This is a genomic window from Bacillus sp. 22483 (genome assembly GCF_052044605.1).
GTDB classification, from domain to species: domain Bacteria; phylum Bacillota; class Bacilli; order Bacillales; family Bacillaceae; genus Bacillus; species Bacillus altitudinis.
This window is the reverse complement of the sequence record NZ_JBQENU010000002.1, coordinates 127817-148574: the sequence shown is the minus strand read 5'-3', so window position 1 is coordinate 148574 and position 20758 is coordinate 127817. Positions and strand designations below refer to the sequence as shown.

Annotated in this window: 25 protein-coding genes; all 25 read left to right on the top strand. The window is 41.4% G+C overall.

Annotated elements, in window-relative coordinates; translation table 11 throughout:
* The first annotated feature begins 7 nt into the window (after positions 1–7).
* Genes fliJ through ACTJJQ_RS03565 form a run of 25 tightly spaced genes read left to right on the top strand, consistent with a single transcriptional unit; the run spans position 8 to position 20605 of the window.
* Complete coding sequence (fliJ, locus tag ACTJJQ_RS03685) at positions 8–451, top strand: flagellar export protein FliJ (RefSeq protein ID WP_024720352.1); 444 nt, start codon at positions 8–10, stop codon at positions 449–451.
* Between the two features lie 12 nt (positions 452–463).
* Complete coding sequence (locus ACTJJQ_RS03680; protein WP_061419077.1) at positions 464–1150, top strand: MotE family protein; 687 nt, start codon at positions 464–466, stop codon at positions 1148–1150.
* The gene (gene fliK / locus ACTJJQ_RS03675; protein ID WP_440599962.1) at positions 1151–2473 is read left to right on the top strand and encodes a flagellar hook-length control protein FliK; all 1323 of its coding nucleotides are present in this window, start codon (positions 1151–1153) and stop codon (positions 2471–2473) included.
* On the top strand, positions 2473–2916 hold the full coding sequence (flgD, locus tag ACTJJQ_RS03670; RefSeq protein ID WP_041507305.1) for a flagellar hook assembly protein FlgD: 444 nt from the start codon (positions 2473–2475) through the stop codon (positions 2914–2916). Before fliK ends, flgD begins: the two co-directional genes overlap by 1 nt.
* A 21-nt stretch (positions 2917–2937) precedes the next feature.
* The gene (flgG, locus tag ACTJJQ_RS03665) at positions 2938–3729 is read left to right on the top strand and encodes a flagellar basal body rod protein FlgG (RefSeq protein ID WP_017359086.1); all 792 of its coding nucleotides are present in this window, start codon (positions 2938–2940) and stop codon (positions 3727–3729) included.
* 37 nt (positions 3730–3766) lie between these two features.
* Positions 3767–3982: a flagellar FlbD family protein gene (locus tag ACTJJQ_RS03660; RefSeq protein ID WP_008344794.1), complete on the top strand. Its 216-nt coding sequence runs from the start codon at positions 3767–3769 to the stop codon at positions 3980–3982.
* The gene (gene fliL / locus ACTJJQ_RS03655) at positions 3979–4407 is read left to right on the top strand and encodes a flagellar basal body-associated protein FliL (protein ID WP_007499592.1); all 429 of its coding nucleotides are present in this window, start codon (positions 3979–3981) and stop codon (positions 4405–4407) included. Before ACTJJQ_RS03660 ends, fliL begins: the two co-directional genes overlap by 4 nt.
* Positions 4408–4439: 32 nt before the next feature.
* On the top strand, positions 4440–5438 hold the full coding sequence (gene fliM / locus ACTJJQ_RS03650; protein WP_008354483.1) for a flagellar motor switch protein FliM: 999 nt from the start codon (positions 4440–4442) through the stop codon (positions 5436–5438).
* Entirely contained in the window at positions 5428–6549 is a 1122-nt protein-coding gene (gene fliY / locus ACTJJQ_RS03645) for a flagellar motor switch phosphatase FliY (protein WP_007499588.1), read from the top strand. Before fliM ends, fliY begins: the two co-directional genes overlap by 11 nt.
* A 27-nt stretch (positions 6550–6576) precedes the next feature.
* Positions 6577–6939: a response regulator gene (locus tag ACTJJQ_RS03640; protein ID WP_007499584.1), complete on the top strand. Its 363-nt coding sequence runs from the start codon at positions 6577–6579 to the stop codon at positions 6937–6939.
* A gap of 18 nt (positions 6940–6957) precedes the next feature.
* A complete protein-coding gene (gene fliZ / locus ACTJJQ_RS03635; protein WP_024720357.1) occupies positions 6958–7617 on the top strand; it encodes a flagella biosynthesis regulatory protein FliZ in 660 nt (219 codons plus the stop codon).
* Positions 7610–8275, top strand: coding sequence for a flagellar type III secretion system pore protein FliP (gene fliP, locus ACTJJQ_RS03630; protein WP_007499580.1), 666 nt, complete (start codon positions 7610–7612; stop codon positions 8273–8275). Before fliZ ends, fliP begins: the two co-directional genes overlap by 8 nt.
* A gap of 16 nt (positions 8276–8291) precedes the next feature.
* Positions 8292–8561 (top strand): flagellar biosynthesis protein FliQ, encoded by a 270-nt coding sequence (fliQ, locus tag ACTJJQ_RS03625; protein ID WP_003211206.1) that lies wholly within the window; start codon positions 8292–8294, stop codon positions 8559–8561.
* Between the two features lie 6 nt (positions 8562–8567).
* Complete coding sequence (gene fliR / locus ACTJJQ_RS03620) at positions 8568–9347, top strand: flagellar biosynthetic protein FliR (protein WP_007499578.1); 780 nt, start codon at positions 8568–8570, stop codon at positions 9345–9347.
* Positions 9344–10432 (top strand): flagellar biosynthesis protein FlhB, encoded by a 1089-nt coding sequence (flhB, locus tag ACTJJQ_RS03615; RefSeq protein ID WP_008344784.1) that lies wholly within the window; start codon positions 9344–9346, stop codon positions 10430–10432. Before fliR ends, flhB begins: the two co-directional genes overlap by 4 nt.
* A 29-nt stretch (positions 10433–10461) precedes the next feature.
* Positions 10462–12495, top strand: coding sequence for a flagellar biosynthesis protein FlhA (flhA, locus tag ACTJJQ_RS03610; protein ID WP_008344782.1), 2034 nt, complete (start codon positions 10462–10464; stop codon positions 12493–12495).
* Positions 12495–13613 (top strand): flagellar biosynthesis protein FlhF, encoded by a 1119-nt coding sequence (gene flhF, locus ACTJJQ_RS03605; protein ID WP_440599961.1) that lies wholly within the window; start codon positions 12495–12497, stop codon positions 13611–13613. The genes flhA and flhF overlap by 1 nt, the downstream gene beginning before the upstream one ends.
* Positions 13610–14515, top strand: coding sequence for a MinD/ParA family protein (locus ACTJJQ_RS03600; protein WP_440599960.1), 906 nt, complete (start codon positions 13610–13612; stop codon positions 14513–14515). Before flhF ends, ACTJJQ_RS03600 begins: the two co-directional genes overlap by 4 nt.
* Positions 14512–15594, top strand: a complete 1083-nt coding sequence (locus ACTJJQ_RS03595; protein WP_008344775.1) for a protein-glutamate methylesterase/protein-glutamine glutaminase — start codon at positions 14512–14514, stop codon at positions 15592–15594. The genes ACTJJQ_RS03600 and ACTJJQ_RS03595 overlap by 4 nt, the downstream gene beginning before the upstream one ends.
* A gap of 5 nt (positions 15595–15599) precedes the next feature.
* Entirely contained in the window at positions 15600–17627 is a 2028-nt protein-coding gene (locus ACTJJQ_RS03590; protein WP_440599959.1) for a chemotaxis protein CheW, read from the top strand.
* A gap of 24 nt (positions 17628–17651) precedes the next feature.
* A complete protein-coding gene (locus ACTJJQ_RS03585; RefSeq protein WP_045034266.1) occupies positions 17652–18113 on the top strand; it encodes a chemotaxis protein CheW in 462 nt (153 codons plus the stop codon).
* Between the two features lie 12 nt (positions 18114–18125).
* On the top strand, positions 18126–18752 hold the full coding sequence (locus ACTJJQ_RS03580; protein ID WP_007499567.1) for a chemotaxis protein CheC: 627 nt from the start codon (positions 18126–18128) through the stop codon (positions 18750–18752).
* Entirely contained in the window at positions 18752–19252 is a 501-nt protein-coding gene (locus ACTJJQ_RS03575; RefSeq protein ID WP_007499566.1) for a chemotaxis protein CheD, read from the top strand. Before ACTJJQ_RS03580 ends, ACTJJQ_RS03575 begins: the two co-directional genes overlap by 1 nt.
* Positions 19253–19276: 24 nt before the next feature.
* Entirely contained in the window at positions 19277–20044 is a 768-nt protein-coding gene (locus ACTJJQ_RS03570) for a FliA/WhiG family RNA polymerase sigma factor (RefSeq protein ID WP_007499565.1), read from the top strand.
* A gap of 21 nt (positions 20045–20065) precedes the next feature.
* Positions 20066–20605, top strand: a complete 540-nt coding sequence (locus tag ACTJJQ_RS03565; protein WP_045034267.1) for a hypothetical protein — start codon at positions 20066–20068, stop codon at positions 20603–20605.
* Positions 20606–20758 lie beyond the last annotated feature (153 nt).

Genomic DNA, 20758 nt, shown 5'->3' with positions numbered 1-20758 from the left:
AAAAACAGTGAGATATCAATACAAATTTCAAAAGCTCTTAGAATTGAAAGAAAGTGAAAAAGACAAATCACTCGCAGCGTATCAACAATCCGTTTCGGCATTTGAGCAAGCCGCTGAAAAACTCTATGAAAATATGAGTAAAAAAGAGCTAATGGAAAAGAGCAAAGAAGAAAAGCTGAGAAGTGGGATGAGTGTTCAAGAAATGCGTCATTATCAGCAATTTGTGACGAACTTAGATAACACGATTCATCATTATCAGCAGCTTGTGATCATGAAACGCCATCAAATGAATGAAAAACAATCTGATTTAACTGAAAAAAATATTGAGTTTAAAAAGTTTGAAAAAATGAAAGAAAAGCAATTTGAAAAGTTCTCCCTTGAACATAAGGCAATTGAAATGAAAGAAATGGATGATATCTCTATCAGCCAATTCATGTTTCAAGGACATTAGGAGTCGAGATGAATGCCTAAGAAGGAAAAAACAAAGGAATCAAGCGGCGGCGGTAAATTTCAATGGATCTTGTTTATTGTCATTATCCCATTGGTTGTGCTTGTGATTGTAACGGGCACAATCCTTTATATGGCAGGTTATGATCTAAAGAAACCGCTCCAAAACATTCCAGGGATTAGCAGCTTGGTTGGATCAGATGACACATCAAAAACGTCATCTTCAAATAACGATCAACGTGATACAGAGTTGAAAGCGTTGAAAAAGACGATTAAAGAACAAGAGAATGAACTTGAAATTGCTCAAAAAGACTTGAAGACAAGTGATGAAGAGATTAAACGATTGAATCAAAAAATCAATTCACTTGAAAAAACATCTGATAAAGAGAACACGTCAGCAAGTGACAGTTCATCAAACAGTACAACATCAAGTAATAACGCATCAGGATCTTCAACTGATTCGTCAGCATCTTCTAATCAGCAATCAAAAGGAAAGGTCGCCAGCATTTATGAAAGCATGGATGCAGGAAAATCTGCCAAAATTCTATCAGAGCTAAGTGATAAAGAAGCTTTGAAGATCCTTGAAGAGCTGAGTAAAAATAAGCTGACGGACATATTAGCAAAACTGACACCTCAGAAGGCAGCAACGTTCACGAAGGAGCTTGCCAAAAAAGAAGAAAGTGAAAATGGAGGTGGACAATAAGTGAAGCTATTGGACATTGGAGCCTTACAGCAATCTTCCCAAGGTCTCTCGGGACTAAAGGGAGAGGGGGCAGAATCTGCTCGCGGCCTGTTTAAACAATTGTTAAATGGCGCAGGTATTCAAAGTGGTCCAGCTATTTCTCAGCCAGCGGAAACCAATCTATCCATGAATGATGCGATGCAAATCATTGGAAAATGGATGCAATCACCTGAAGAAGGAATAGGTGGAGATCTTCTTGCGGCACTTCAGGCGCTGCAAGGGCAAAAGCTTGAAGGGGCTGACTTAAAGTCACTTGAAGAGCTATTTCAAAAGATGGAATCGGTTATCTATGGCGATCAGGATGAGAAGCCAGTTGCTGAACATAGTGAACAGCTCATACAAGTCCACTTTTTCTTATATCAAATACTGAATCAGCAGCCGGTGAGCTTTGATGCAAAACTTGTACAGAATATCCAAGCAAAAGGTGAAGATTTCATCAAGTTTCTAACGAAAAACGGAGCAGATGAAAAGCTCATTCAACAAGTAAAAGAGCAGTTCTTCTCGCAAGGATCGGCACCTAAGCTGAATAATATGTCGCAAAGCGAGCTGAAACACTTTAATCAGTTAATCGATCATATGATGGCGAATGCGAAAGGGTCAGATAAAGAGTGGAAAATTTCCTTAGGAGAGTTAAAAGAAATGGTTGCTCCAAGGCAAGAATCTTCCTTCTCATCTCCAGCAAAAGGTGCTGCCTCACTTGAATGGCTTATGAAAAAAGAAGTCACCAAAGGTCAAGGCACTACGGCACCTGCTTCTGAAAAAACAATCACCCATACGCTGCTTCCAGGGCATAAACAGTTCTTCCAACTGCAATCAGCTGCTCCTGTGCAGCAGACGCAAACAACTGACGAAAAGCCAGGCACGGTTGATCAGCAGATTTTAAATACGTGGAAACAAATGAAGTTCACACCATTTGGCAATTCAAGCGGACGGTTTACCGTACGATTAAATCCAGAAAATCTAGGGTTTATTACCATCCAGCTAACGAAACAAAACGGGATGTATGCGAGTAAAATTACAGCTTCAACGCAAGCAGCAAAAGAGCTGCTCGAGCATCATCTGCCGCAGCTCAAGCAGGCGCTACCGAATATGTCGGTTCAAGTTGACCGTTTCCATATACCGCTTCAGTCAAATGAGCAGCCGTCTTTTGGACAATTTAATGAGGAAGGCAAGCAGCAGCCATCAAAAGGACAAAGTTTCCAGCAGCCTGATGAACAGGAAGCTGAATTCCAAGATGTACTAGATGCGCTTGTTGGATCAGAAGAAGAAGAGGAGGAGATCTAATGGCAACTGTTGATGCGACGAATAGAACAGCCGCACAAGCGGACACTTCTTCAAACGCAGCAAAGAAAACAGATACACTTGGCCGAGATCAGTTCTTGAAAATCTTGCTTACGCAGCTTCAAAACCAAGATCCGACAAACCCGATTGATGACCGTGAGTTTGTCACACAGCTTGCAACATTTTCTTCTTTAGAACAGCAAATGAATATGAACGAATCTATCACTCAAATGAATCAGATCATGTCTACATTTGTTGCACACCAGGATCCATTTACGACATATGTAGGATGGATTGGTAAAGAAGTAGCGGGCAAACAAGATGATAAAGACATATCTGGCACTGTGAAGTCTGTGAAAAACATAAACAATGAATACTTCCTATATTTAGAAGATGGAACGAAAATCAGCCCATGGGATGTTACAACTGTTGGAGAAAAATCGTAAGCAAATCGAGGAGGAAAATAAATGTTACGCTCACTTTACTCAGGAATTAGTGGAATGAAAAACTTCCAATCAAAATTAGATGTTGTAGCCAACAACGTAGCCAACGTCAACACACACGGATACAAAAAAAGCCGTATCACTTTTAAAGATATGGTCAGCCAAACCATTGGAAGTTCTGGTGGGCCAACGAACAACTCTGGTTCAATCAACTCAAAGCAAATTGGTTTAGGGTCATCTTTATCTTCAATCGATAAAATCATGTCAGCGGGATCTTCTCAAAATACAAATGAACCTTACGACTTCTATATCAATGGAGATGGGTTTTTCCGTATTGAAGTTCAAGGAGAAGTTCTTTATACAAGAACAGGAAATTTCGACACTGATTCAGAGGGAAGCTTAGTCACCCCTGATGGAAATTATCTACTTGGAATGAATGGACAAAAGATAACGATTCCAGACGGTGTTTCAAGTGTAAGTGTTGGTCCAGATGGAACGATTTCGGTTGTTGAAAACAATGTATCAAGAACCGTTGGTCAAATATCACTCGTATCTTTCCGTAACGCAGGAGGGCTAGACAAAGTTGGTGACAACCTTTACCGCCAAACGTTAAGCTCAGGTGCTCCAAGTAATCCAATCGTACCAGGTGAACAAGGAACGGGCGTCGTCCAAACAGGTAAACTTGAAATGTCAAACGTTGATTTAACAGACGAGTTTACAGAAATGATTATCGCACAGCGTGGATTCCAATCGAATGCAAAGACGATCACAACATCTGATGAAATTCTGCAAGAACTTGTGAATCTGAAACGATAGGAGGTAGGGGGAGCGGTTTATCGCTTCTCTGCTTAATATGATTGAAGTGACAAGATTAAATGGCAAAGGATTTATGCTCAACGCTCTCCATATCGAGCAAATCGAAAGCTTTCCAGACACGACCATTACACTCGCCAATGGAAAGAAATTCGTTGTGAAAGAAGATGAAGAGCAGCTTCAGGAGAAAATCATTTCTTTCTATAGAAAAATCCAAGTCATTTCATTGAATCAAGGAATAGAGGAGTTTGAATGAAGAAGAAATTAGTCGTAGTAATGCTAATCATGATTATTGCTATCGTCGGAATTGGAGCAGGTATTGTCTTTCTGGTGAATGGGTCAGACGAAGCAAAAGCAGAAAAAGAGCCAACAGCAGATGAAGTCGTAAAAGCTTCTGTTGAAATTCCTGAGATTGTGACCAATTTAAAATCTGAAGGAAATGCGGTCAAACTTGTACTAAATATTGAAACAGATTCAGAAAAAGCCAAAGAAGAGCTTGAAAAAAGAAGCTTCCAAGTGAAGGATGCTGTGATCGACATTTTATCAGACACGAATGCAGATGAACTTGATGGCAAAAAAGGCAGAGAACATTTTAAAACACAGGTCAAAAACAAAGTGAATAACTATTTGCAAGATGGCAAGGTGAAAGAAGTTTATATAACCTCCTTTAATCTGCAATAGAGGCGATTAATTGACACGATGGAGGTGAAGAAATGTCAGGAGAAGTGCTTTCCCAGAATGAGATCGATGCATTATTATCCGCCATATCAACAGGCGAAATGGATGCAGAAGAGCTGAAAAAAGAAGAAACGACGAAAAAAGTGAAAGTGTATGACTTTAAACGTGCACTGCGCTTTTCAAAAGACCAGATTCGAAGTTTAACAAGAATTCATGATAACTTCGCTAGACTGCTTACCACACACTTTTCAGCGCAGCTAAGATCATATATTCAAATTTCTGTCAGCTCGGTTGACCAAGTGCCATATGAAGAATTTATTCGTTCGATTCCTAATATGACATTATTAAACTTATTTTACGTCAGCCCGCTTGAAGGAAGAATCATGCTTGAAGTGAACCCAACGATTGGCTATGCCATGATGGATAGGCTGATGGGTGGGATTGGCATTAGTCATAATAAGACAGAATCACTGACAGAAATCGAAACAAAGATTATCTCAAACATGTTTGAGGGAGCTTTGGAAAACTACAGAGAAGCGTGGCAGTCCATAACCGACATCGAGCCAGAAATGGCAGATTTCGAGGTAAATCCCCAGTTTGTTCAAATGGTGTCACCAAACGAAACAGTTGTCGTCATTTCTCTTAATACACAAATTGGTGAGGTAAGCGGGGTTATTAATCTCTGTATTCCTCACGTAGTATTAGAGCCTATTATTCCGAAGCTGTCTGTACACTACTGGATGCAATCGGAACGAAATGAACCGAAACAAGAAGAAACAAAGGCCATTGAAAAACGGATTATGACGGCGAAAATACCGGTAGTCGCAGAGCTTGGACAATCGGAAATGACGGTGGAAGAGTTTTTGAATTTGGAAATTGGTGATTGTATTGCCTTGGACAAACCAGTAAATGCGCCTCTTACTGTTATGGTCGGAAATAAACCGAAATTCTTGGGACAGGCCGGCCGCGTGAATCGGAAACAGGCGATTCAAATTCTAGATCACGACATAAGAGGTGAAGAAGATGGAGAATAACGGAAGTAAATTATCACAAGATGAAATCGATGCGCTCCTTAAAGGAGGCAGCAATGACGATATAGAGCCTGATACACTCCTTTCTGCAATGGAACAAGATGCCATTGGGGAAATCGGAAATATATCATTTGGAAGCTCTGCAACAGCACTTTCAACCCTATTAAGTCAAAAAGTGGAGATTACAACTCCAACTGTCACAGTGATTCAAAAAAGCAAGCTGAATGAGGAATTTCCTCATCCGTATGTCGCAATTGAAGTGAATTATACGGAAGGCTTCAGCGCTAGTAACCTGCTTGTCATCCAGCAAACCGATGCGGCAGTCATTGCGGATTTAATGATGGGCGGAGATGGAACAAATGCTGACCCGTCGTTAAGTGAAATTCACTTAAGTGCAGTACAAGAAGCGATGAACCAAATGATGGGTTCAGCAGCGACGTCCATGTCAACAGTCTTTAATAAAAAGATTGATATTTCTCCGCCTCGCGTTGAGCTGCTTGATGTGAAAGAAGGAGAAGGCACAGACCGCATTCCAGCTGAAGAGATGCTTGTCAAAGTGTCCTTTAGATTAACGATAGGTGAACTCATAGATTCAAATATTATGCAGCTTTACCCTATTACGTTTGCGAAAGATTTGATTGCAGAATTAACAGACCCAGCGGAAGAAGAGCCGGTTCAAGAAGCACCTCAGAGTGCACCTGAACCACAGCAGGCTGCTCCGCAAGCACAATCTGCTCCTATGCAGCAATCGGCACCGCCGAAAAGACAGGCGAAGCCAAAGCCGGCAGAACCTGTCAATGTGGCGCCAGTTGAATTTGAGGCATTTAGTGAGCCTCAGCATACAACAAGTCAGCTCGGTAATCTTGATATGCTGATGGATATTCCACTTTCCATTACAGTGGAGCTTGGAAGAACGCAGCGCAGTGTGAAAGAAGTACTTGAACTTTCCGCTGGAAGTATCATTGAACTGGACAAACTTGCAGGTGAGCCAGTCGACATTCTGGTCAACAAACGAATCGTCGCCAAAGGAGAAGTTGTTGTCATTGATGAGAACTTTGGTGTACGTGTGACTGACATTTTAAGTCAGTCTGAAAGACTTTCTAATTTAAAATAAACAAACATATAGGGAGAGAATAAGTAAATGGCTACTAAGGTATTAATCGTAGATGATGCAGCATTCATGAGAATGATGATTAAGGATATTCTTGTAAAAAATGGATTTGATGTAGTAGGAGAAGCAGAAAACGGCGCACAAGCTGTTGAAAAATATAAAGAAACATCTCCTGATCTAGTCACAATGGATATCACAATGCCAGAAATGGACGGGATCACAGCATTAAAAGAAATTAAACAAATCGATGCTTCGGCAAAAATCATTATGTGCTCAGCGATGGGACAACAATCAATGGTTATTGATGCCATCCAAGCAGGTGCAAAAGACTTTATCGTGAAGCCATTCCAGGCAGACCGTGTACTTGAAGCAATTAATAAAACGTTAGGCTAAAAAAGGGTGTAAGACTTGTTGAAAAAACGTTTGATATGTATAGCAATGATCAGTTTTATGCTTTTCTTGACAGCGCAGCCCGCCTCACTGTTTGCTGAAACAAAAGATCCTGAAAATGGCACGGTGAATGACTGGCTCAAAGATGAGAAAGAAAGCAAAAAGGATACAGAAAAGAAAACCACTGACAATCAAACGAATCCGGCAGAAGAAGTTCCCTCTTCTTCTGTCTCCATTATGGATTTTGTCAAAATGATTGGTGCCTTACTTTTTGTCATCCTGCTCATTTACGGATTGGTGAGATTTGTTGGAAAGCAAAACCGCTTACTCAAGCCATTTCGCTATGTTGAAAATATTGGCGGAACGACGGTTGGTCAAAATCGTTCAGTTCAGCTGATCAAAGTGGGCAAACGAGTATTAGTTGTCGGCGTAGCAGACTCAATCCAGCTGCTAAAAGAAATCGATGATGAACAAGAATGCGAAGCGATTGTGAAACAATACGAAGAAGCGATGGAAAGTAAGACTGACTTACCGAAAATGATGCAAAAATTAACATCGCAAGTGAAGAAACACGATCAGCCGACCACTTCTTCTTTTTCAGCCAATTTAAAGGCGCAGCTAGCCGAATTGAAAAAGACCCAATCAGAAGTCAGAAAGAAAGGCCCGAAACAAAATGAATGAGTTTATCGATTTATTTAATTCCAGTGGCGCAGGGAATATTAGCACATCTGTCCGTCTTCTTTTATTGTTAACTGTATTTTCAGTTGCACCAGGCATTCTTATTTTAATGACCTGTTTTACACGGATTGTGATTGTTCTTTCGTTCGTCAGAACATCACTTGCAACCAACTCAATGCCGCCAAACCAAGTGCTTGTAGGACTTGCTTTGTTTCTCACATTTTTTATTATGGCACCCACGTTCTCAGAGATTAATAAAGAGGCACTCACGCCGCTTTTAAATGATGATATTACGTTAAATCAGGCCTATGAAAAAGCCGAAGTGCCAATTAAAGAGTTTATGAGTAAACATACGAGACAGAAAGATTTGGCTTTATTTCTTAGTTACGCAAAAATGGATACCCCTGAATCGATTAAAGATATTCCTTTAACGGCGATGGTACCAGCGTTTGCAATTTCAGAATTAAAGACGGCATTTCAAATTGGTTTTATGATTTTTATTCCATTTTTAATTATTGACATGGTGGTCGCAAGTGTCCTGATGTCGATGGGGATGATGATGCTTCCGCCGGTTATGATATCGCTCCCTTTCAAAATATTGTTATTTGTATTAGTTGATGGATGGTATTTGATTGTTAAATCTTTGCTGCAAAGCTTTTAGAGTAGGTGCTTAAAACATGAGTTCAGAATTTGTCATTACGATGGCTGAAAGATCAGTGTATGTTGTATTACTTGTCAGCGGGCCGCTTCTAGCGCTCGCACTAATCGTGGGACTAATTGTCAGTGTGTTTCAGGCGACAACCCAAATCCAAGAACAGACGCTTGCGTTCATTCCGAAAATTGTTGCAGTGCTCATTGGACTTGTTGTGTTTGGTCCGTGGATGCTTTCAACAATTGTGTCATTTACAACAGAGCTGTTCTCGAATTTAGATCGATTTGCAGGTTAATCAGAGATGTCAATCATAGAATTATTTCCTGCCTTTCTTCTCGTTTTCATTCGGATCACCGCTTTTTTCGTGACAGTGCCGCTATTAGCGCATCGAACGATACCAGCAGTTCACAGAGTTGGTTTTTCACTGTTTTTGGCTGTCATTAGTTTTAGCACCATTAAAGAACCGCCAGCACTCGATATCGATGGTCTTTATATGATGCTTGCCGTGAAAGAAGCAATGGTCGGACTTCTTCTTGGACTGATTGCATATATCATGGTGTCCGCAGTTCAAATTGCCGGCTCATTCATCGATTTTCAAATGGGTTTTGCAATCGCCAATATCATTGATCCACAAACAGGGGCGCAAACGCCGCTGATGGGGCAGTTTTTTTATACGGTGACCTTGCTACTGATGCTGGCAACAAATGCACATCATTTGCTGCTTGATGGAATCTATTACAGTTTTCAATATATTCAAGTTGATCAGTATGCGCTGAACTTCGGTAGTGAATCCTTTGCTTACTTTATTGCAAAGAGCTTCAACCAAATGTTCATCATAGCCTTTCAAATCTCAGCACCTGTTGTGGCTAGTTTGTTTTTAGTCGATTTGGCATTAGGAATTGTGGCACGTACAGTTCCACAAATGAACGTATTTGTCGTTGGACTTCCCATTAAAATGGGCGTGAGTTTTATTATGATCATCATTTGTATGGGTGTCATCTTCGGGGTCGTCCAAAATACATTTGAAACGATTGTGCTCACCATGAGGAATTTCTTAGCATTGGTCGGTGGTTCGTCATGACGACAAGACTTAGACTCGACTTGCAATTTTTCGCAGGTGAAAAAACAGAAAAAGCAACACCGAAAAAAAGACGGGATTCACGTAAAAAAGGGCAGGTTGCCAAAAGTACCGACGTCAATACAGCCATCTCATTTCTACTAATCTTTTTATCATTCTTTTTTATTGGGCCTTTTATGAAAGAGCGTATTATTGCGCTCATTGAACGTTTTTATTCAACAACGATGCTAATGAAGGTTAGCACATCTAATATTCACCAGTTGTTCTTGGAATTGCTTCAAGAGACAGGTCTCCTCCTCATGCCAATTCTTGGTGTTGGGATGCTTGCAGGGATCATTAGTAACTATTTGCAGGTTGGCTTTCTCTTTTCAACAGAAGTAATCAAACCGAAATTAGAAAAACTCGATCCAATCAAAGGGTTTAAACGAATATACAGTATTCGAGCACTCGTTGAGCTATTAAAATCCATTTTGAAAATTGGTTTTGTTGGTTTTGCAACATTTATCGCTCTATGGATGCACTTTGACGAAATCTTGCGGCTCCCTCTACTCACTGCAGAGGAAACTCTTCATTTCGTGGCAAATATGACCTTGATTATGGGGCTATATGCAGCAGGTGCTCTTCTCATCTTAGCCGGGCTTGATTATATGTATCAGAAATTTGATTATGAAAAAAACTTACGGATGTCTAAACAAGACATCAAAGATGAGTATAAAAAATCAGAGGGTGACCCGCTCATAAAATCAAAAATTAAACAGCGGCAAAGGGAAATGGCCATGAGACGGATGATGCAGGAAGTCCCAAAAGCGGACGTCATCATTACAAACCCGACCCACTACGCAATTGCCTTGAAATATGACGAAGAAAAGATGGACGCGCCCTATGTTGTGGCAAAGGGAACAGATATTTTGGCTTTGAAAATTAGAACAATTGCGAAAGAACATGATGTCATGACTGTAGAGAACCGGCCACTCGCCCGCGCCCTCTATGATCAAGTGGATATCGACCAAGCGGTGCCGGAGGAGTATTTTAAGGCGATCGCAGAAATTTTGGCTTACGTATATAAAACGAAACAAAAGATTTTATGAATTTTTGGTTTTAAAAGGAGAGAACAGGCATGTCAGCAAGAGATTTATCTGTTTTATTCAGTGTTATTTTAATCGTGGCGATGCTGGTCATACCGTTTCCGCCCATCCTATTAAGTATTTTAATCATTATTAATATTTCTCTTGCGCTTATCGTGCTTCTCACCACAATGAACATGCAAGAACCACTGCAATTTTCCATTTTTCCATCTTTGCTTTTGCTCTTAACACTGTTTCGTTTAGGGCTTAACATCTCTACAACCCGTTCTATTTTATCAACTGGAGATGCTGGTAAGGTTGTAGAAACGTTTGGATCATTTGTTGTTGGGGGCAATATACTCGTTGGTCTGGTTGTCTTCCTTATTCTGATCATCATTCAGTTTATTGTCATCACCAAAGGGGCAGAGCGTGTATCAGAGGTTGCGGCCAGATTTACACTCGATGCGATGCCAGGTAAACAGATGAGTATTGACGCAGATTTGAATGCAGGAATGCTGACAGAAAGTGAAGCTAGAAACCGCCGTGAAAAAGTAGCAAGAGAAGCAGACTTTTATGGTGCGATGGATGGTGCAAGTAAGTTCGTTAAAGGGGATGCCATCGCAGGTATTATCATCGTCATTATCAATATTATTTTTGGCATCATTATTGGGATGATTCAGCAAGGAATGTCAATTCAAGAATCAGCTTCCCACTTTACTCTGTTAACAGTAGGGGACGGAATTGTTTCCCAGATCCCTGCACTTCTTATTTCAACAGCGACAGGGATTGTTGTCACGAGAGCGGCTTCTAACGGAAACCTTGGTTCAGACATTACGGGTCAGCTCTTTGCCTTCCCTGCCATGCTTTACGTCACAGCAGGTACGATCTTCCTGCTTGGATTGTTTACGCCAATTGGCGTACTTTTGACAGGGCCGATCGCAGGTTTACTTGCACTCGGTGCGTACATGATGTCGAAAAACAAACAGGATCAAGAAGAGATTGAAGAAGTACTGGAAGAACAGGCAGAGGTAGAAGAGATGAAAAGTCCAGAAAGCGTCATTCATCTCCTGCAAATGGATGCCATTGAATTTGAATTTGGCTACGGGTTGATCCCGCTTGCAGATGCCAATCAAGGCGGAGACCTGCTAGACCGAATTGTCATGATCAGAAGGCAGCTTGCTCTTGAACTAGGTCTTGTCATTCCAGTTGTCCGTATTCGAGACAACATTGCGCTGAACCCGAATGAATACAGGCTCAAAATAAAAGGGAACGAAGTGGCAAAAGGAGAGCTGCTGCTCGATCATTACTTAGCGATGTCTCCAACGCCTGATGATGATCCGATTGAAGGAATTGAAACAATCGAACCATCCTTTGGTCTGCCGGCAAAATGGATATCAGAAGCAGAAAAAGATCAGGCTGAAATGCTTGGATATACAGTGGTCGATCCAGCATCTGTTGTGTCTACCCACATCACAGAGAAGATTAGACAAAACACCCATGAACTGCTTGGACGCCAAGAAACGAAGCAATTAATCGATCATCTGAAAGAAAGTTATCCAGTTCTAGTAGATGAGGTAACACCAAATCCTCTAGCAGTCGGGGATATCCAAAAAGTACTTGCAAAGCTTCTGAAAGAAAAGGTCTCTATTCGAAACCTTGTGACCATTTTTGAGACTCTTGCAGACTACGGAAAATTAACGACTGATACAGACTTGCTAACAGAGTATGTTAGACAGGCACTTGCAAGACAGATTACTGCACAGTATGCAAGAGAAAATGAATCACTGAAAGTCGTGACATGCTCTGGCCGAGTCGAAAAGGTGATTGCAGACAGCGTGCAGCAAACAGAGCATGGGAACTACTTATCGTTAGATCCAGAATCCTCTGAAAGTGTGATTCAATCAGTGGCGAGAGAAATTGAACAGCTTTCGCTTCGTCAGGAAACGCCGGTTCTATTATGCTCACCTCCTATAAGAATGTACGTCAAACAGTTGTTAGAAAGATATTTCCCAGATTTACCGGTACTATCTTATAACGAACTAGAAGCAAATGTGGAAGTACAGAGCATCGGAGTGGTGGATATCTAATGAAAATGAAAAAAATCACAGCGAATTCTATGCAGGAGGCAACGATTCAAATCAGGCAGCAGCTTGGGAAGGATGCCGTCATATTAAATTCGAAAACCGTTGTCAAACGAAAGCTGTTCGGTTTAAAGAAACAGCAAATGGTCGAAGTGATTGCAGTGCTGGATCAAGATTTTGAAGAAAGAGCCGGTAAAGGATTACAACCAGCAGCTGCGTCTATCCCGGTGTTACCGAAAAAGGAGCAGACTCAACACCTTACACAAGAGCTGCCGGCTGCTGCTCAAGCAGTCAAAGCAGCGCCTTCTCATTCTCAGCCTATAGAATATGCAAGAAACGAACGCCATGCCGGGATCTTGCCGGATTCTCTCATGCAAATGGATCAAAAGCTAAAGGATCAAGGTCTTGATGCTGAGATTCGAGATGAGTGCTTAAAGGGTCTTTTAACAAAAGGTGCTGTGAAAGAAGAGCAGATTGAAAAAGAACTTGAAAAACTACTCACAGGGATGCTGCCGGCTCACACTTCTGATGAGCCGATGATTCGTTCGAAATACATTGTGCTGTTTGGTTCAACTGGTGCTGGTAAAACGACAACGATTGCAAAGCTGGCTGCGAAAACGGCTATTCAGCAGCAAAAGAAAATTGCTTTTATCACAACAGATACGTACCGGATTGCCGCGATTGAACAACTAAAAACATATGCTGAACTGCTGAATGCACCTCTTGAAGTTTGTTATTCAAGAGAGGACTTTGTGAAAGCACAGCAGACCTTTAAAGACTATGATCATATTTTCATCGATACAGCAGGCCGTAACTTTAAAGAAGAGGCGTACATCAAAGAGCTGACAGATATCATTCCATTTGATGAAAGCATTCAAAGTTTTCTCGTCATGAGTGCGACATCGAAATATCAAGATATGAAAGCCATGGTCAAACGTTTTGAACACGTTCCAATCGATCAATTTATTTTTACAAAAGTTGATGAAACAGACACGATGGGAACGATCTTTCAAATCATTGCAGAATCTCAAATCGGGCTCGGGTTTTTAACAAATGGCCAAAATGTGCCTGAGGATATTCTTGAGAGTTCCCCCCTTGATTTAACAAGGATGGTCTTACAATGATGAAGCCTGACCAAGCCGAAGGTTTAAGAAAGCTTGTTCAGCAGAATCAACTGATTGTACCGAACTCTCTTCATGCGAATGGACAGGCGAAAACCATTGCTGTCATGAGCGGTAAAGGCGGAGTAGGTAAATCGAATTTGACGCTGAATATGGCACTGTCTATCGCAAGTACGGGCAAGCAAGTGCTCATCATCGACCTCGACTTTGGCATGGGGAATATTGATATTTTACTAGGGAAAACATCGACCAGCTCTATATTAGACGTGCTTGTTAGAAAAAAATCCTTCCAAGCGGCTATGACAAAAGGAACGGACAATCTGTATTACATTTCTGGCGGCAGCGGGCTTGACCAGCTGTTTTCTTTAGACAAAGATCAATGGTCGTTCTTTTTAGAAGAGATGGAGAAAATATTGAATGACTTTGATTGTATATTCTTTGATATGGGTGCAGGCTTGTCAAAAGATCAACTCCCATTTGTCTTATCGGCAGGAGAAGTGGTCGTTGTGACAACGCCAGAACCAACATCCATCATGGATGCCTACAGCGCAATTAAGCACTTAGCCATTCATCAGTTTGAACAGTCTGTTCAAATCATTGTCAACCGGTGTAAAACCCCTTCGGAAGGATCTGAAACGTACCGGAAATTAGCGGGAGTGGTGACGTCATTTCTACACCGAAAGCTTGTGTTTGCTGGTGCGGTACCTGATGATCCTGCTGTTCCTAAAGCAGTCACTGAACAAATACCATTTTATATGAAGCAGCCTCATTCAAGGCTAAGTAAAACCATTAAAATGTTGGCTGAAACACTTTATCATCAGCAGATAAGAGAGGCACAGAGAGAGCAGCATACGTTTATAGATAAGTTGTCCTCTTTTTTTAAAAGGAGGAAAGTGGACTCATGATTAGAGTGCTTGTAGTAGATGACTCGGCTTTTATGAGAAAACTCATCAGTGATTTCCTAAGTGCCGAGCAAGAAATTGAAGTCGTCGGAACGGCGAGAAATGGAGAAGATGCCTTAAAACGGATTAAGGAATTGAATCCAGATGTTGTCACACTTGATGTGGAAATGCCTGTTCTAAATGGAACAGAAGCATTAAAACAAATTCTGGCTGAACACGACCTTGCTGTGATTATGGTGTCAAGCCAGACGAAGCAAGGGAAGGAATTAACCATCCATTGCTTAGAACTCGGTGCTTTTGACTTTGTGACAAAGCCTTCAGGAAGTATTTCGCTCGATTTACACAAAGTAAGAGGTCAAATTGTAGAGCGGGTACTTGCGGCAGGCCTGTCTAGAAAACGTACTGAGAAACAAGTTTCTCCTAAGCCGTTCATGAAGCCGCCAAGTCCAATTCCAGCGGCCGCTCCCCGCCTGCAAGAAGTAAGAAGCGGCTCATCACTCCGAAAGATTATTTCAATCGGAACTTCTACGGGAGGGCCTAGGGCGCTTCAACGAGTCGTCACGAAGCTGCCAAAAGACATAGAGGCGCCGATTTTGATTGTGCAGCATATGCCGGCAGGATTTACGGCATCGCTGGCTACTAGATTAGATCATTTATCACAAATTACGATCAAAGAAGCTCAAGATGGAGACATCGCTAAAAATGGAGTGGCTTACATAGCTCCTGGTGGATTGAATATGTCACTTCATGAACAAGGGGCAGCTTTAGTGATCAGGCTGTCCCCAGAAGACACTGACAGCCGTCACAAACCTTCTGTTAACTATTTATTTGAATCCATCAGCAACATAAAAGGTTACGAGAAAATCGCTGTCATTATGACAGGAATGGGTAGTGACGGCACAGAAGGTGTCAAAAAAATGGTCGCAAGTGGTCATACAAAAGTCATTGCAGAAAAAGAAGAATCATGTGTTGTTTTCGGAATGCCTAAATCAGTCATTAAAGCAGGCCTTGCACATGAAACAAGGCATGTGGATGACATCGCACATGCAATTATAAGCTCCATGAAAAAAGAGAGGGCGTGAACACGTTGGATGTAAACCAATACTTAGATATCTTTTTAGATGAAAGCAGAGAACACTTACAAACTTGTAATGAAAAACTTCTTGAATTAGAAAAGAACCCAACAGACTTGCAGCTAGTGAATGATATATTCAGAGCCGCTCATACACTGAAAGGCATGAGTGCAACGATGGGCTATGATGATATGGCTCAATTAACACATCATTTAGAAAACATGTTTGATGCCATCAGAAACGAACAAATGATTGTCACTCCTGAATCAATGGATACGATGTTTGAAGCACTCGATCACCTTGAAGCAATGGTTCAATCGATTGCAGAGGGCGGGGATGGAAAACGTGATGTCACGGAGATTAGTAAAAAACTAGATGTGACAGGAAGCCATGCAGAAACAGCATCTGCCGTTGAGACAGCTGAAGCATCATCAGCTGCAAGCGACCTAGATTATAACGAATTTGAACGAACAGTTCTTGATGAAGCAAGAGAACAAGGCTTTAAATGTTATGAGCTGACCGTGACATTAAGTGACGCATGCTTATTAAAAGCCGTTCGTGTCTATATGATTTTTGAAAGACTGAACGAAGCAGGAGAAGTTGTCAAAACGGTTCCGAATGCAGAACTTTTAGAATCAGAAGATTTTGAATCTGAATTCAGCATTTCTTACTTATCGAAACAGCCGATGGAAGAAGTGAAAAAAATCGTGACAGCGATCTCAGAGGTTGAACAAGTGGAGATTTCTGAAGTCTCTGCCTTTGAAGAAGCGGCTCCGGCTGAAACAAAAGCAGCGAAACCTGAGCAGAAAAATGAAGAAGCCACAGTTCCTGCCACTAAAGCGCCAGCAAACGATGCGCCAAAAGCAAATGGCAATAACGGTGCAGCTGCCGGCGGAACGAAAACGATCCGTGTCAACATCGATCGTCTAGATTCACTTATGAACCTGTTTGAAGAGCTTGTCATAGATAGAGGACGTTTAGAACAGATTGCCAAAGAACTTGAAAACAACGAACTCACGGATACAGTGGAAAGAATGTCCCGTATTTCTGGCGACCTGCAATCGATCATCTTGAACATGAGAATGGTGCCTGTAGAAACGGTGTTTAACAGATTCCCTCGTATGATTCGTCAATTGACGAAAGAGCTCAATAAGAAAATTGAACTGATCATTGAAGGTGCTGAGACAGAGCTTGATCGAACAGTGATCGATGAAATTGGCGATCCGCTCTTACACTTACTTAGAAACAGTCTCGATCACGGGATTGAATCACCAGAAGAACGTGTGAAAAAAGGCAAACCAGAAAAAGGAACCGTTCTATTAAAAGCGTATCATAGCGGAAACCATGTCTTCATTGAAGTAGAAGATGATGGCGGCGGGATTAACCGTAAAAAGGTCCTTGAAAAAGCATTAGAGCGCGGAGTTATTACGGAAAGAGAAGCGGAAACACTTGAAGATCACCAAATTGATTCATTGATCTTTGCAGCAGGGTTCTCTACAGCTGATACGATTTCTGATATCTCGGGCCGAGGTGTAGGTCTTGACGTTGTGAAAAACAAGCTGGAATCATTAGGTGGTTCTGTGAGTATTAACTCAACAGAAGGTCAAGGCTCACTTTTCTCAATTCAGCTTCCACTCACATTATCGATCATTTCCGTACTTCTTGTGAAACTAGAGGAAGAAACATTTGCTATTCCGATTTCTTCTATTATAGAAACGGCTGTCATTAAGAAGAGTGACATCCTTCAAACGCATGATCGTGAAGTCATTGATTTCCGCGGATTTATCGTACCGGTTGTGTACTTGAAGAAACAGTTCAACGTACCAAATGCGAATGATTTAGAAGAAGAACTGCACATTATTGTTGTCCGTAAAGGAGACAAGCTAACAGCATTTGTGGTCGATTCGTTTATCGGTCAGCAAGAGGTCGTATTAAAATCACTTGGAGATTACCTACCAAACGTATTTGCGATATCAGGCGCAACAATCTTAGGTGACGGTCAGGTTGCACTCATCATTGACTGTAATGCACTGATTAAGTAAAAAACAATAGAGGAGCGGTCTGAAATGAGTACAGATATCAAAACTGGCGAAAAGATGATTGTGTTTATCGTAAACAAAAAAGAATACGCCATTTCAGTATCAGAAGTAAAGTCCATTGAAAAATGGCAGCAGCCGACAAGAGTTCCTGGCGTTGCCCCTTATATTTGCGGTGTCATTAATCTACGTGGTGTCGTGACACCTGTCATTGACCTTAGAGTGAGACTTGGATCAACTGACAACGAGATTACAGACGAAACAAGAATGATTATTGTACAAGTTGGTGACATTGAAGTCGGCTGGATTGTTGATGAAGCAAATGATGTCATTACTGTTCATCAGGAAGAGGTAGAAACTTCTACTGATTCAGCTGAAAAAGAAGGACTGTCATGGGTGACAGGAATTATTAAGCATGATCAGCGTCTATTCAATATCATTCATGCTGGTGCGGTCCTCGACAAGAGCGTGCAAGATGCACCTGTTCATTAAGGGGGATGTGAAATGAGCATTTTCAATGAAATTAAAGATGAACAGCTAGATATTTTAAGTGAGGTTGGGAATATCGGAGCAGGCCATGCAGCGTCTGCTCTTGCCAGCCTATTGAACCGCAAAATTGATATGGCTGTTCCTTTTGTCAAAGTTCTCTCGTTTGAAGATTTAATGGATTTCTTTGGTGGAGCAGACCTTCCAGTTGCCAGTATCTTTTTGCGAATGGAGGGTGATCTTACCGGTTCAATCTTTTTCATTATGCCGTTTGAACAAGCGGAACAATTTGTAAGAGAGCTTGTTCAGGACCCAGCATTTGATATTGATACGATTCATGAACACATGCTAGGAACATCAGCGCTTCATGAGCTAGGAAATATTTTAGCGGGCTCTTATTTATCAGCACTTGCCGATTTAACAAAACTGCAGCTTCACCCAAGTGTTCCAGATGTCACGCTCGACATGTTCGGGGCTGTCATTAGTGAAGGATTAATGCAGTTTAGCCCGCTCGGCGATCAGGCGATTGTGATTGATACATCGATTTTTGATGATCAAAATCAGCAAGAGCTGAAAGGAAATATGTTTCTATTACCAGACTTTGAATCGTTTGAAAAACTGTTCAAAGCATTAGGTAACCTATAATGAACGTGCAGATTCCGGCAGTTGTAAAGGTTGGTATAGCGGATGTTCAGCTTGTGAAAACACCGGACCGTATACGGACATCCGGTCTCGGTTCTTGCGTAGGACTTGTCCTTTTTGACCAAGAAAAAAAACTGGCAGGACTTGTCCATGTCATGCTTCCAGACTCCTCTCTTTCAAAAGGAGCGGTAGAGAACTTGGCTAAGTATGCAGATACAGGTGTCAAGCATACAATTGATCTGCTCTTAAAAGAAGGAGCGCGCAAACATGCGCTAAAAGCGAAGCTTGCTGGCGGCGCAGAAATGTTTAAATTTAAGTCAACCAATGATCTGATGAGAATTGGACCTAGAAATGTATCAGCTGTGAAAGAACATCTGTCTCTTCATCATATCCCGATCATTAGTGAGGACACGGGCGGAAACAATGGACGCACGATTGAATTCGATCCGCTTACAACAGAACTTGAGATCCGCACTGTGAAACAAGGCATTATGAAGATATAACTAAGGAAGTATAGGGGGAGAAAGATGCAATCCTTAAATTACGAAGATCAGGCGCTATGGGCTAGATGGAAAGAGTGGAAGGACCCAGCTGCTGGAGATGATCTTATGCGCCGCTATATGCCGCTCGTCACATATCATGTTGGAAGAATTTCCATCGGTCTCCCGAAGTCAGTGCACAAAGAAGACTTGATCAGTCTAGGGATGCTCGGTTTATATGATGCCCTTGAAAAATTTGACCCCGGAAGAGATCTGAAGTTTGATACATATGCATCCTTCAGAATTCGGGGGGCCATCATCGACGGTCTTCGTAAAGAGGACTGGCTGCCTCGTACATCAAGAGAAAAAACAAAAAAAGTAGAAGCGGCAATTGAAAAGCTTGAACAGCGATATTTACGAAATGTGACACCAACAGAGGTTGCTGAAGAACTCGGCATGAGTGAACAAGATGTGGTCACAACGATGAATGAAGGGTTCTTTGCGAATTTGCTCTCGATTGATGAGAAGCTGCATGATCAAGAAGACGGAGAAAACGTTCAAGTCATGATTCGCGATGAAAAGACTGTGACACCTGAAGAGAAAATGCTGAAAGATGAATTAATTGAACAGCTTGCCGAAAAAATGACAGAGCTTTCGGAAAAAGAAAAGCTTGTGATTAGTCTTTTCTATAAAGAGGAATTGACGTTAACGGAAATTGGTCAAGTGCTTAATTTATCGACCTCCCGCATTTCGCAAATTCATTCAAAGGCATTGTTCAAGCTTAAGCATCTGCTTGATAAAGCCATTCAATCTTAAAGAGTTAGTGAGTGAAAAAATATGCTATGGCTGATTAGCTTTATGCTTCATGCTGCACTTATTTATTTTGTGATCATTTTATACACGAGAATGAATTCGCTGAAGGCAACAGAACAAAAGCAGCGAGAGCTTTTAGAAGAAACGGAAAATACCCTGGCTGCATTTTTGATGGAAGTCAAAGAAGAGAATGAAAAACTATCAAAAGCTGCAGCCACTTCCCCTGATTTTTCTGCTGAAGAGCTGAAATCGGATCTTCAGACACCAAAGCAGCCACAACCACCAATTGAATCCCAGCAATCGGTAGAAAGTGAAGATCCAGTTCCAGAGCACCTGTCGGCTCTCCTTAGCGAAGTTGAGGTGCAGGAAGAGAAGGTAAACGAACCCGTTTCAAGTCTCGAAACAGAAGCTTCTGCGCCTTCTGAAAGTGAAAGAGAAGAAACATTTGAGGATCAAGTAAAGGCCTTATATGATCAAGGGCTATCATTAGAAGAAATAGCGAAAGAATTAAAAACGGGCAAGACAGAAATCGAGCTTTTATTAAAATTTAGCGGAAAGCTGTAAAGGATTCTTGATTGTCAGTCCATCATGTGTTATATTATTTCTTGGTGTTAAATACACACGCTTAATGATTCGTATGAAGGTGCTGCCGTGGCGCAGTTTTATGTGAACATGACTTAAGCGGAGGAAAAAAAACCATTATATTAGGAGGCAACA

What these genes read in the sequence shown, in the direction of transcription:
- fliY (WP_007499588.1), top strand. Translation starts at nt 5,428, where the DNA reads ATGGAGAATAACGGAAGTAAATTATCACAAGATGAAATCGATGCGCTC.
- fliM (WP_008354483.1), top strand. Translation starts at nt 4,440, where the DNA reads ATGTCAGGAGAAGTGCTTTCCCAGAATGAGATCGATGCATTATTATCC.
- ACTJJQ_RS03580 (WP_007499567.1), top strand. Translation starts at nt 18,126, where the DNA reads ATGAGCATTTTCAATGAAATTAAAGATGAACAGCTAGATATTTTAAGT.
- ACTJJQ_RS03640 (WP_007499584.1), top strand. Translation starts at nt 6,577, where the DNA reads ATGGCTACTAAGGTATTAATCGTAGATGATGCAGCATTCATGAGAATG.
- ACTJJQ_RS03575 (WP_007499566.1), top strand. Translation starts at nt 18,752, where the DNA reads ATGAACGTGCAGATTCCGGCAGTTGTAAAGGTTGGTATAGCGGATGTT.
- fliP (WP_007499580.1), top strand. Translation starts at nt 7,610, where the DNA reads ATGAATGAGTTTATCGATTTATTTAATTCCAGTGGCGCAGGGAATATT.
- ACTJJQ_RS03660 (WP_008344794.1), top strand. Translation starts at nt 3,767, where the DNA reads ATGATTGAAGTGACAAGATTAAATGGCAAAGGATTTATGCTCAACGCT.
- ACTJJQ_RS03565 (WP_045034267.1), top strand. Translation starts at nt 20,066, where the DNA reads ATGCTATGGCTGATTAGCTTTATGCTTCATGCTGCACTTATTTATTTT.
- flhF (WP_440599961.1), top strand. Translation starts at nt 12,495, where the DNA reads ATGAAAATGAAAAAAATCACAGCGAATTCTATGCAGGAGGCAACGATT.
- flhA (WP_008344782.1), top strand. Translation starts at nt 10,462, where the DNA reads ATGTCAGCAAGAGATTTATCTGTTTTATTCAGTGTTATTTTAATCGTG.
- fliR (WP_007499578.1), top strand. Translation starts at nt 8,568, where the DNA reads ATGTCAATCATAGAATTATTTCCTGCCTTTCTTCTCGTTTTCATTCGG.
- flhB (WP_008344784.1), top strand. Translation starts at nt 9,344, where the DNA reads ATGACGACAAGACTTAGACTCGACTTGCAATTTTTCGCAGGTGAAAAA.
- ACTJJQ_RS03600 (WP_440599960.1), top strand. Translation starts at nt 13,610, where the DNA reads ATGATGAAGCCTGACCAAGCCGAAGGTTTAAGAAAGCTTGTTCAGCAG.
- ACTJJQ_RS03570 (WP_007499565.1), top strand. Translation starts at nt 19,277, where the DNA reads ATGCAATCCTTAAATTACGAAGATCAGGCGCTATGGGCTAGATGGAAA.
- fliL (WP_007499592.1), top strand. Translation starts at nt 3,979, where the DNA reads ATGAAGAAGAAATTAGTCGTAGTAATGCTAATCATGATTATTGCTATC.
- ACTJJQ_RS03595 (WP_008344775.1), top strand. Translation starts at nt 14,512, where the DNA reads ATGATTAGAGTGCTTGTAGTAGATGACTCGGCTTTTATGAGAAAACTC.
- ACTJJQ_RS03680 (WP_061419077.1), top strand. Translation starts at nt 464, where the DNA reads ATGCCTAAGAAGGAAAAAACAAAGGAATCAAGCGGCGGCGGTAAATTT.
- flgG (WP_017359086.1), top strand. Translation starts at nt 2,938, where the DNA reads ATGTTACGCTCACTTTACTCAGGAATTAGTGGAATGAAAAACTTCCAA.
- ACTJJQ_RS03585 (WP_045034266.1), top strand. Translation starts at nt 17,652, where the DNA reads ATGAGTACAGATATCAAAACTGGCGAAAAGATGATTGTGTTTATCGTA.
- flgD (WP_041507305.1), top strand. Translation starts at nt 2,473, where the DNA reads ATGGCAACTGTTGATGCGACGAATAGAACAGCCGCACAAGCGGACACT.
- fliQ (WP_003211206.1), top strand. Translation starts at nt 8,292, where the DNA reads ATGAGTTCAGAATTTGTCATTACGATGGCTGAAAGATCAGTGTATGTT.